The following is a 12017-nucleotide window of genomic DNA, read 5'->3' as shown; positions in this document are numbered from 1 at the left end:
TATCAAAATGGACAAATGTAAATGGAAGCTGGGAGAACACGATGGATGGAAAAAGTGGAACCTCTACGGAGGATGCTTTTGTAATGAGTGGTCAAACAGGGGATAACTTTTTTTATGAAGCAAACATTGAGATATCTGGGGAAAAAGGTGGCAATGGAGCCGGCTCGCTCTTTTTTCGTGCAGATCCTAATGCAACAAACGGTTATATGGCGAATATCGATGCTTTAAACGATACAATAAAAATCATGAAAATCGAAAATGGAGACATATCCATTCTAGCTGAAAAAACAATAAATCTAGATACAGATAAAAGGTACCATTTAAAAGCAAGCACCCATGGAAAAAACATTAAAATTTCTTTAGATGGAAATCTCATTCATGATGTAAATGATTCAACTTTTTCGTCAGGACATTTTGGCTTAAATGTTTGGAATTCATCCACGTTATTCCAAGATGTTCAAGTTGGTAAGAACATCATGACAAATGAGAAGGAAGTTACTAATCATGACTTTGAGACAGGTGATCTAACTGGGTGGACTACAATCGAAGGTAATGCTTTCACAAAAGATCATGTGACAAATGTACCATCATACTGGGGAGGGGATTTCGGCCACCAAGGAAACTACCACCTATGGGGGTTTACTGATCTTCAAAAGGGAGATGACGCAACAGGTGAACTGCACTCCTCATATTTTAAACTAGGTGGCTCTGGAGAAATCAACTTTCTGTTGGGCGGTGGTAATGGTATCAACAACCGCTATGTTTCGTTAGTGAGAGCCTCTGATGATCAAGAATTAATTCGACAAGCCAATACCAATTTTAAAGAAGAAAAATATCAAAAATACGTCTGGGATGCGTCTAAATACATTGGAGAAGTGTTATATATTAAAGCTGTAGACAAAGCTACAGGTGGTTGGGGTCATATAAACATGGATGATGTTAATGTTTATAATGAAGGGGCCATGCCAAATGAAGTAGACCAAGTTGCCAAAGAGCCTGAGAAAGGCGATTCGAAAGAAAGCGGCATCCTTACAGACTGGTCTGCTGTTTCTGGAGAGTGGATACCTTCTACTCATGGTAGTAACGGAGGGATTTGGGAATGTCCTACTCTAATCGAATTACCAATTGATGGTGACCCTTCAAAAACAAAATGGGTACTACAGGTAAGCATTAATGATGGCGCTCCTGCAGGCGGGTCAGGTATGCAATATTTTGTAGGTACCTTTGACGGGAAAACGTTTAAAAATGAAAACCCTTCCGATCAAGTGTTATGGACTGACTACGGTGCAGATTATTATGCCGCAGTTGATTGGAGCGGAATTGAAGGGAAGAATGGCGAAAAATATTGGATTGGCTGGATGAGTAATTGGCTATATGCAAATCATACACCAACTTCGACTTGGAGAAGTTCAACGACATTGCCAAGAAAGTTGGAGCTAACTCAGACAGAAGAAGGTTTACGTTTAAAACAAACACCAGTTTCTTTAAAAACCATTCGAGATAAGAGTGAAAAAATTTCATATAAAAATAAAGTCATATCTGGTGAAAGTAATCTCCTATCCAAACTATCAGAAGATTCATTTGAAATGATAGCTGAGTTTGATGTAGATGATATAAAAGCAACTGAATTCGGCTTTCAAGTTCGTAAAGGAGCAACTGAATATACGACTATTGGCTATGATGTTGCCACCAAACAATTATTCGTAGACCGTTCAAATTCAGGAAGCTTTGATTATGGGAACAATGTGGTCGGTAAGCATGACGGACCGTTACATGCATTAAATGGGACTGTGAAAATGCATATTTTCATTGACCGATCTGCTGTAGAAGTGTTTGGAAACAAAGGTGAAACGGTTATTTCTGATCAAATTTTCCCGGATCCATCAAGTAAAGGATTACAAATTTATAGCAAGGGTGGAGAAGTTACATTAAAGTCTTTGAAAATATACCCTTTAAAGAGTATATGGAAAAGATAAAGACTAAATTTCAAGCCTATTAAAGAGGGGTTGATAGTAAGAGTTTATGAAGGCTGTCGAAAATGATCGATAGCCTTTCATTTTACCTAAATCACAAGAATGGAGAGTGTAATGTAAATGAATAAAACAAACCGCGCAGTCATATGCGTTGGGGAGCTTTTAATCGATTTTTATTGTACAGATATTGATGTTAATTTAATGGAAGGTAATCATTTTCTAAAGAAAGCCGGGGGTGCACCAGCGAATGTCGCAGCTGCTATTTCAAGGCTAGGTGGGGAAGCGAGTCTTATTGGAAAAGTAGGAAATGACCCATTTGGATTATTTTTAATAGAAACGATGAAAGAGGTGGGGGTTGATACATCGATGATTGTTATTGACGATTTAGCACCAACTACTTTAGCATTTGTTTCTTTACAAGCAAATGGTGAAAGGGATTTTGTATTCAATAGAGGAGCGGATCGAAATTTAACAGAGGATAACTTATACCTAGATAGATTAAGTGGTGCAAAGATCATTCACTTTGGATCTGCAACTGCATTTCTGGAAAACCCTTTTAAAACAACTTATTTAAAGGCAATGGAATTTGCACAAAATAGGGGGATATTTCTATCGTTTGACCCTAACTTCCGACATGATTTATGGAAAAATAGAGTGGCTGAATTTATTCGTTTAGCCAGAAAGGGTATATCAATGGCTGACTTTGTAAAAGTAAGCGAAGTAGAGCTTGAACTAATCACGGGAAAAATGGATAAATATGATGGAATAGCAATGCTCCATCATTTAGGGGCAAAAATAGTGGCTGTTACCCTTGGATGGGAAGGCACTCTTCTTTCAAATGGAAGTGGAATGAGTGTAATAAACAGCGTCGAAGTAAATTCAATTGACTCAACTGGTGCTGGTGATGCATTTGTCGGTGCTGCTTTATTTCAATTTGCAAATCTTGAGTCCTATGACACAATTCTTAGTGATTTTAGTAAACTTAAAGAGATCATTCTTTTTGCAAATAAAGTAGGTGCCGTCGTGTGTACGAAGGTAGGAGCGATTTCTTCTCTACCAAACGAAGAGGATATATATAAGATTTAGTCTTCATCGTATTGTTTCGGAATGTGAAAAAATCGCGGTACACCTGGCTTAGGGAGTCTAGGTGCATCGCGATTTTTAGTTTATATAAGCGGTTGTTCAAGAAGGAACTAGTCTTTACACATTTAATGAGAAGTGGCGAAACAAATTACAAGACCTATTCGGCAAAAACCAATGACTGTAAAGTCTGTCATCTCAGAGTGGAATGCTTCGGGAAAACAGCGACCAAAAGAACCATATCACGCCCCATCGCCCATGAACTATAGAAAACATGAAAAGGACAAAAACAAGTGGTTACAAACTGGTTCAAAAACTAAGAAGAATCTGGTGTGAAGGCTCATTTGGCACCATGAAAATAAAGCACAATTTATATAAGACATATAAGAGGGGCATTCAAAAAATCCATGAACAATGCCTCTGCGTTGGCATTAAACTTAAAACGAATCATAAAAGTAATGAACTAGCTACAAAAAAGTGAAGAAAAATAATAAATAAACAGCAATTAACGATAAAAATCAAAATGGGGATGGAGCAAAAGCTCTCCCCCATTTTGTCAACAGCCCCCTTATCCGGGTCTTTTTATGTTTCAATAGAAGTAATGAGTATGGACGGAGGGTTTCTATGAGTAAGAATATATATACTGAATTTCAGATTAAAGAACTTGAAAAGAATCCAAATATCATTGGTGCTTCCGAGCGATCTATTTCCTATAGTCCGGAATTTAAGACAAAAGCTGTTTAGGAATATAAAAAGGGGAAATCTCCCTCTCAAATTTTCATTGACCAGGGATTTAATCTCGAAATAATTGGAAAGAAACAACCTAAACGTTGTCTACAGCGCGGGCGTAGTACCTTTGAAAGGTTTGGTGAGGAAGGCTTCCTTACGGAACGACGTGGAAAAGGAAGTACATCACGCCCCACTTCTAAGCCACAGTCTGTAGAGGACCAACTTAGGAAGGCCGAGGCGAGAATCAGATTCCTTGAAGCAGAAAATGACTTCCTTAAAAAAACTGGAAGAGCTAGAAAGGCAGGCTTTGAAAAAGAAATGATTTTAACTGCTGCTGAGAAGTTCGTTGTTTAGAATTTGAAAAATTAAAGGTGGCAAGACAATTTGAAAAAATGGGAAAATGTAGCGTTTGGTAGTTCAATTTTTATTGTACTAACTTTCCTTCCTCCGTACCTTGATAAAATTGGTATTTCTCTTTGACTTAAATCAGTAAGTACTGTACTTTTTGGTGTTTTTTGAATGGTTTTCGCTAATAAAAGGCATGATCAGTTTATCTGGCCTTATATACTTAACAAATATGTTCGTCATAGTCTGTTTTCAAGTAATTCATCATCGTTTGTTTTTGGTGGGAATAATGAAAACAATTGAAGTAAAAGGAAAAGTCGTCAAAAAAGAGTGGGTTTTTATCATCGAAGCCATAAGTATGTAAAAAATCCGAAATTATTTTTTCTTGATCCACTAAGTCGAACAATCCGGATACATAAAATTGATAACTGAATTTATCATATAAAAAAAGGTATCCTGTATCCTCAAAGATATTTTTCACTAAATGACCATCCAATTTTAACTCACTCCTTTCTTACCAATATACCTTGTTATCCATTAAATTATTCAGTGTTCATATTTCGGGGAATATCATTATATTTATTGCAGACTGTTTTTTATACCTTTAATGCATTAAAGGCTGGAAACAACTGTAGGAAGATCGCAAACGAAAAAAGCACATCCCATAAGGATGTGCCGCATATAACAAACTTCTTATTTATACATTTCTGCCACTTGTTTTTGCAATTGGCTATTTTCAAGGTACTCATCATAACTAATTTGCTTATCGATTGTTCCTTTTGGTGTAAGTTCAATGATACGGTTCGCCACAGTTTGGATGAACTGATGATCATGAGAGGAGAAGATCATCGATCCTTTAAAGCTGATCAAACCGTTGTTCAGCGCCGTAATCGACTCTAAGTCTAGATGGTTAGTAGGTTCATCAAGCATAAGGACGTTCGAACCGCTTAACATCATTTTAGAAAGCATACAGCGGACTTTTTCGCCCCCTGAAAGGACACTTGCCTTTTTGGTGACTTCATCACCAGAGAATAACATTCTGCCCAAGAAACCGCGCAGGAAGCTCTCGCTCTGGTCATTAGGAGAATATTGACGGAGCCAATCGACTAGTGTTAAATCGACACCTTCAAAGAATTCGGCATTATCCTTAGGGAAATATGCCTGAGAGGTCGTAACGCCCCATTTGAATGAGCCGCTATCCGGTTCGATTTCACCTGCCAAGATTTTGAACATGGTTGTTTTAGCAATCTCATCTTTACCGACAAATGCAATCTTGTCACCTTTATTCATCGTGAAGCTGACGTTATCCAATATTTTTATGCCATCGATCGTTTTCGAGATTCCATCTACACGAAGCAGGTCGTTCCCGATTTCACGCTCAGGTGTAAAGCCGACATATGGATAGCGGCGCGAAGAAGGCTGTATGTCATCCAAGCTGATTTTGTCCAATAATTTCTTACGGGATGTCGCCTGGCTCGATTTGGATGCATTGGCACTGAAACGGGCGATGAAATTTTGAAGCTCTTTGATTTTTTCTTCTTTTTTCTTATTGGCATCTTGAGTCAGTTTAAGGGCAAGCTGGCTTGATTCATACCAGAAGTCATAGTTACCGATATAAACTTTGATTTTACCGAAATCGAGATCCGCGATATGTGTACAAACTTTGTTAAGGAAGTACCGGTCATGGGAAACTACGATAACAGTGTTTTCGAAGTTGATTAAGAACTCTTCCAGCCATTTGATCGCTTTTAAGTCCAAGTGGTTGGTAGGCTCATCCAGTAAAAGAACATCCGGTTTACCGAATAGTGCTTGGGCAAGCAATACTTTAACTTTGTCCCCACCGTTCAATTCGGCCATTTTCTTTGTATGAAGGTCTTCTGCAATGCCAAGGCCCTTTAAGAGGATGGAAGCTTCAGGTTCAGCTTCCCAGCCGTTTAATTCGGCAAATTCACCTTCAAGTTCGGCGGCTTTCATTCCGTCTTCGTCCGTGAAGTTTTCCTTCATATAGATGGCATCTTTTTCTTGCATGACTTCGTATAATCTTTCATGTCCCATAATGACAACTTTAAGGACTTCTTCTTCTTCAAAAGCGAAGTGATCTTGTTTTAGAACGGCAAGGCGTTCGCCAGGCCCCATATGGACATCACCGGATTGTGCTTCAACTTCACCGGAAAGGATTTTTAAGAACGTCGATTTACCTGCCCCATTTGCACCAATCAGACCGTAGCAGTTACCAGGCGTGAATTTTATATTAACATCTTCAAACAGTTTACGATCTCCATAGCGTAAACCAACATTATTTACAGTAATCATTTATTTACATTCCTCCAAAATCTTTTGTTTCAACGTTTCCAACACTTTGTTTCACAAGTTTTACGCTGATTCACTCAAACAGCAGTTTATATCCATTAATTTATTAAATGCCGTTCGTTAAATTGTATCTTATTTCGTAGGAAAATTAAAGTTAGATTAGCAAAAACAAACGTTTATAAGCAAAAATTACTCAGGAGTTTAATTTTGAAGAACAAGTATCGGCTGTAATATAAGTTCTACTTTTTTTGCTGAAGAAAATTATGAGCATAAAGGCTCATTACGCACCAACCTTATAATTGGTAATATAGGTAACTGTAACTAATGCAAAAGGAGGAGCAAATATGAGCGATTCAGTAGGCTTTTGGAAACGTTTTTTAGCAGGATTTTTGGATTTTTTAATAGTAACTTTACCATTATCGATAATTTTCGGGTTGATTACCAGTGATTGGGATAACGAAAACTTTTCAACGTTTGTCAACTTTCTTTACTTGCTGATTATCCCGATACTATGGTATGGCTATACAGTGGGTAAAAGGATTTTGGGTATACGCATAGTTAGGGTGAACGGTAAAAAATTAGGCATAGGCACAATGCTAATGAGGAATTTTGTTGCTACTTTAGTTTATGCCGTTACATTAGGGATAGGGTATATTGTCAGTGCATTCATGGTTGGCTTAAGAAAAGATCATAGATCTATACATGATTTCATAGCTGGTACATACGTGACATCAAATAAACCATGAAGATTGATAAGCAGTTTAATAGCTGCTTTTTTTAATGCGAAATTACAAATTCAAACGGATATAATTTTTCATGGGAAATCCTTGAATGAACTCTAGGTGTATTTTCATCAAATATAAACAGGGCAAAGGAATTAACTGATCGTATTGGTGGGGAATTACATAATGAGGAATAAATATTACATTGGAAACCATGTTAGAATATCTAATCAATTTAACATAATGGCAGTTAATGTGTTTTTAAGGTCATGAATCGAACATTAAGTACACAAGTCAGTGGAGTAATCGGATGTTGTTCATACATTGTAAATGTAAAGGAAAAAAAGGCACTTAACCTATATGGTCAAGTGCTCTGGTTATTCAGAACTTCTCTATTTTGATTAATGATGATTTTATTTCTTAAAATCATTTCCTTATTATTAAGTCCAACATTCACTTCTTTGGTATTATTCACCTTTTCTAGCAGTGATACTACAGATATTTCTAATAATTCAGGGATAGACATATTTGTTTTAGATGATAAAATTTCAAGTTCATGGATTAATTTAGGGGATAGTATTGGTTGTCGCTCATTTATTTCCATGACAGTACCCACTTTCGTAAGAAAATTATTTAATTGTAATTTAAGTATATAACATGAGTTTCCAATGAAACATTAAATTAGCGTTATTTATGTTAAGAATTGATGACCTTTGTGGAAGAAAGGTCTAACCGGGCGCTTCCCCTATTAGGGGAAGTGCTTTTTGTGTTGACTAATTATATGGTAAGGTCATTCCCTGAAAATCAAGCTCTGCCCTGCTCTGCCCATTATGCATTAAACCTTAAGGCACGATTTAGGGTTCGCCTGATTGATGGGTCTAACATCTTTTTGATATACAATAAATACACTGCATAGCATAATGAATAAAGAGAAGAGAATTGTCCATTGGAAGAAATGAAAATAAGCTTCCTACTTCCAGAATGGAAATGACATTTTTAAATATGAAATAATTATATTTGTCTCTTTCGTATTTTCTGAAAAGCATTCAATGATTTTCCTTCTAAAAAAGTTAATTTCAACTATATAATTCTATGTGTCCACATTTGTCAACCATTGGGTTTTCTGATAGTATAAATGTCCATTTCGTCTTAGCATCGGCATTTTTATAAGTTTGATAAATAAACGAGGATGGGAGAGTGGTTTTATTGGGAAGTCACCCTGATTTTGAACTGGAACGACAGCGGCTGGATTTTACCAAACGTTATATAGATGTAGTCATCAAAACATCAGAAACAAGCAAAGATCAATTTCAGCGGAATATGCAAGAAGCTTTTGGTGATGCCGATTGGTCTGAATCCGGCTTATATTCTCAATTGTTGACGACAGCCAACTTTTTTGAAATGTCCAAAGCTGAACTTGAAAGTTTACGTAAAGCAAGTAAAAAGCCCTACTTTGCAAGAGTGGATTTTGAAAGGAATGATGGTGAAAGAGGGGAAGTGCTTTATTTCGGAAAAACGTCCCTTTATCAGAGGGAAAGCCAGGAACAGATCATCGTAGATTGGCGTTCACCAATTGCAAACCTTTACTATGAGGGACGGATTGGTGAAATTGAATATGAGGCGGAAGGGGAAACGTTTAGCGGGAACATCACTTTAAAGAGACAATTAATGATTGAAGAAGGTGTCTTGGAAGAGGTAAGGGACATTGATCTAACAACGACGGATGAATTGTTGCAGGAATCCCTCTCTAAAAGTTCCAGCAATCGGTTGACAGATATCATTACCACGATCCAGGAAGAACAAAATAAAATCATTCGTGCAGATTTGAATAAACCTATCATTGTTCAGGGCGCAGCGGGCAGTGGTAAAACGACAATTGCTTTACATAGGATCTCTTATTTCATTTACCACTATAAAGACTTGTTCGATCCGCGACAATTAATGATTCTTGCCCCGAGCCGGGTGTTCATTGATTACATATCTGAAGCATTACCTGAATTAGGTGTTGAAAAAGTAAAACAATTCACATTTTCCGAATATGTGCAGGCAGCGATAGGAAAGCAAGTGAAGCTTGTGCCTGATGATAAACTAACTCGAATGCTGGAAAAGGATGATGAAGAAATAAAGTCCGCTGTCTGGATATCAGGTCTAAAGGGCTCCCCTGTATTTAAATATATTTTGGACGAATATGTAAAGGATATTTTCAGGGGTTTTCATCCGGATGCAGATTTTTATTGTGATAAATATCGCCTCTATTCCGCTAAGAAGTTCATTAGATTATTGGAAGAGGATTATTGGTATTTACCGTTATACGGCAGGCTGGACAAACTGAAGGCCATTTTACAAAATGAAGTTAAATTGAAAAAGAAAATAATGCTTGATCGTGTTCTTGATTTTTATGAGGCTAAAATTGAGAAGGCTCTCATTAAGAATATAGATCCAGACATACGCAAGGAATTTGTTACAAAATGCCTCGATAAAAAAGAGGAAAGGATCGGACAGATCCAAAAAGCGATCCGTTCTTCTGTAAAAGGCTATTTTAAGCAATTCAAAAATAAAGATCTTCTACATTACTATCAGGAATTATATCAAGATCCGGAGCGGTTGGCCTCGTATAGTAATGGTAAACTTACTTTTGAAGATGCAAGTGCTTTATGTGAGTATAATCATAAATTATTTTCTGATAAAAGCTATGAGATGGAGGACTTAGGTGCATTATTATATCTTCAGGAGCGGCTTTTTGGTGTCGACAAAGAAAACAAAGCAAAAAATGTCGTCATTGATGAGGCACAGGATTATAGTTTCATGCAGTTACAGGCACTCAAAACAGCAGTGGATACGGATATGTTCACACTAGTAGGTGACCTGGCACAAGGCATCCATTCATACCGGGGGTTACAAACATGGGATGAGGTCCACCATCGTATTTTCCCGCGGGCGACGTACACTGAATTACAAAAAAGCTATAGAACCACTGTTGAAATAATGAAACAAGCTAACCGGATTCTTCAGTTGTTAACCTACGATTTCCCGGAAGTTGAACCTGTAGTCCGTCATGGCAGGGATCCAGAATTCATTTCCATTGAAAAGAAAGGTTGGGAAGAAGAGCTGATCGAACTTATTGAAAGCCTTAAAGGAGAGGGATTTAAAACGTTTGCCGTTATTGCCAAAACGATGAAAGATTGCAAACTGGCAAACGAGAAACTAAGTGCATTCCATCAAAGCTTTCATTTAATAGATGAAGCGGGAAACATTCCTAAAGATAAAACATTAATTGTTCCTTCATATCAAGCTAAAGGCCTGGAATTCGATGTCGTATTTGCAATATCCCTGGAAGAAGCGTATTGCCGTGAAAATGAGCTTGATATTAAACTGCTTTACGTAACAATGACAAGACCATTGCACCGACTTTATTTTTTAGGTAATGAGAAAAATGCTTTCTTAATTGAGACATGAGAGGTGGAGGATGGAATGTAACCATCCTCCGGGTACGCTCACAAATGCAAAAGGATATCCTTAATATCTTGCCACCCAAAACCGACCTCGATGAGCTCGATCCCAGCCATTTTAACAGTTTTTTCAGCTATTACTTGACCGCCGAGCGCCTTGTAAAAACCGCATGAAGGATTATCCTTTAATGCCCAGATTATTAAATTCTTATGTTCCATTTTAATAAGTTCATGTATGACCGCTTTTATCATTTTTCGGCCGAATCCCTGCCGTTGATACTCTTTTAAAATATAGACGGCATATACTTCACCTTGAATATGCGGATCATTCGTTTGTTCAGGTCCGCCCGCAGCGAAGCCGATGATTTCCCCATGGGCATTTTCCGCAACAAAAGTGGCATTATGCAGCATCTTTAAATTTCTTAACCAGTTTTTCCTTCTGGCTTCCAGATTCAAGGAAGACAAGTATTGATCCGGGAGGATGCCTTTATAAGTCGTTTGCCAGCTGTTTATATGTACATTTGCTATTCCATTTACATCTTCTTCTATGGCTCTCCTGATTTTCATTAAAAACACCTTCTGGTTTTAGTATTTTTTTCTAGAATATCATGGAAAAAGTGAATAAGCATTTAATTTATGTTTATAACTTCATGATAAAGGATAAGAAATAAAAGAGAGATTCAAGCAGATGAAGGGAAGGATGAGAATGATGAAATTGAAAGTTGGTTTTTATTTTCCGGGAGGCAAAGAAATAGAGCATGAGGTAGAAGGAGATGACTCAACTCAAATGATTTCAAATATTCAAAAGCACCGTTATTATAATTTGGTTAAAGGCGATTGCCATTATGTCATAGATACGGAAAAAGCAGCTTATTTTTCTGTAACCGAAATATTTGATTGAGAATAAACTGCATTGGACTTTTGTTCCATTGCGGTTTATTCTTTTTGGTGTAAGGAACCGGAAAAGGGGTTAATGGACAATGAAAATCAATTTTACCAAGAAACAGTTTGAAACATTATTCAAAATGGTTCAGTACGGATATTGGGTTGCTTCCGATACTGAAAATAATAAAGAATTCAGTGAGGTTGAACAGTATCTCAATTCCTTTGCCAAAGATTTCGGCATGGAAGGAGTCCAGTTTTTGAAGGAATACGAAATATATGATTTAAGCAGGGAATTGGAGGATCAACTTCATGAAGTCATAGATGAGTATGAAGAAGGAGTATTCAGGGATAAGCTTGCCTATCATTTGGCAAGAAAAGAGTTTGCCGAAGAATCGCAAAACCATGAATATAATCAGGAGGAAGCCTTTAAACGTATCCTGGAGCTCGAAGAAAAATATCATATTCATATTGAAGAACAAGGGTTACGGAAATTAAAGATAGAAGTATAAAAAGAGAGAGGGCAC

Annotated in this window: 11 protein-coding genes; 7 read left to right on the top strand and 4 right to left on the bottom strand. The window is 37.2% G+C overall.

What is annotated here, in order from left to right; translation table 11 throughout:
- The first annotated feature begins 41 nt into the window (after nt 1–41).
- The 3 genes from UP17_RS29725 (at nt 42) to UP17_RS29555 (ending at nt 3534) form a co-directional block, all read left to right on the top strand.
- Nucleotides 42–1976, top strand: coding sequence for a glycoside hydrolase family 32 protein (locus tag UP17_RS29725; RefSeq protein ID WP_434218698.1), 1935 nt, complete (start codon nt 42–44; stop codon nt 1974–1976).
- A 117-nt stretch (nt 1977–2093) separates the two neighbouring features.
- Nucleotides 2094–3059, top strand: a complete 966-nt coding sequence (locus UP17_RS13680; protein ID WP_061463502.1) for a carbohydrate kinase family protein — start codon at nt 2094–2096, stop codon at nt 3057–3059.
- A 268-nt stretch (nt 3060–3327) separates the two neighbouring features.
- Entirely contained in the window at nt 3328–3534 is a 207-nt protein-coding gene (locus UP17_RS29555; protein WP_349817572.1) for a transposase, read from the top strand.
- 816 nt (nt 3535–4350) lie between these two features.
- Here UP17_RS29555 and UP17_RS13670 read toward each other — a convergent pair.
- The gene (locus UP17_RS13670) at nt 4351–4623 is read right to left on the bottom strand and encodes a hypothetical protein (RefSeq protein WP_061463501.1); all 273 of its coding nucleotides are present in this window, start codon (nt 4621–4623) and stop codon (nt 4351–4353) included.
- 197 nt (nt 4624–4820) lie between these two features.
- Entirely contained in the window at nt 4821–6440 is a 1620-nt protein-coding gene (locus UP17_RS13665; RefSeq protein WP_061463500.1) for an ABC-F family ATP-binding cassette domain-containing protein, read from the bottom strand.
- 341 nt (nt 6441–6781) lie between these two features.
- On the opposite strand from UP17_RS13665, the gene UP17_RS13660 reads away from it, so the two are divergent.
- Nucleotides 6782–7183, top strand: a complete 402-nt coding sequence (locus tag UP17_RS13660; RefSeq protein WP_061463499.1) for an RDD family protein — start codon at nt 6782–6784, stop codon at nt 7181–7183.
- A gap of 340 nt (nt 7184–7523) precedes the next feature.
- On the opposite strand, the gene UP17_RS13655 is transcribed toward UP17_RS13660, so the two are convergent.
- Nucleotides 7524–7763: a hypothetical protein gene (locus UP17_RS13655; protein ID WP_061463498.1), complete on the bottom strand. Its 240-nt coding sequence runs from the start codon at nt 7761–7763 to the stop codon at nt 7524–7526.
- A gap of 593 nt (nt 7764–8356) precedes the next feature.
- Here UP17_RS13655 and UP17_RS13650 point away from each other — a divergent pair.
- A complete protein-coding gene (locus UP17_RS13650; RefSeq protein ID WP_061463497.1) occupies nt 8357–10615 on the top strand; it encodes a HelD family protein in 2259 nt (752 codons plus the stop codon).
- 38 nt (nt 10616–10653) lie between these two features.
- On the opposite strand, the gene UP17_RS13645 is transcribed toward UP17_RS13650, so the two are convergent.
- Nucleotides 10654–11175, bottom strand: a complete 522-nt coding sequence (locus tag UP17_RS13645) for a GNAT family N-acetyltransferase (protein ID WP_061463496.1) — start codon at nt 11173–11175, stop codon at nt 10654–10656.
- 139 nt (nt 11176–11314) lie between these two features.
- Between UP17_RS13645 and UP17_RS13640 the strand changes: the two genes are divergently transcribed.
- Nucleotides 11315–11509 carry a hypothetical protein gene (locus UP17_RS13640; protein WP_061463495.1) on the top strand — a complete coding sequence of 65 codons (195 nt, stop codon included), beginning with the start codon at nt 11315–11317 and terminating at the stop codon, nt 11507–11509.
- Nucleotides 11510–11588: 79 nt separating this feature from the next.
- Nucleotides 11589–12002: a hypothetical protein gene (locus tag UP17_RS13635; RefSeq protein ID WP_061463494.1), complete on the top strand. Its 414-nt coding sequence runs from the start codon at nt 11589–11591 to the stop codon at nt 12000–12002.
- Nucleotides 12003–12017: the final 15 nt, after the last annotated feature.

This window comes from Peribacillus simplex, from assembly GCF_001578185.1.
In the GTDB taxonomy this organism is placed as follows: Bacteria; Bacillota; Bacilli; order Bacillales; family DSM-1321; genus Peribacillus; species Peribacillus simplex_A.
This window is presented reverse-complemented; position numbering and strand designations above follow the sequence as displayed.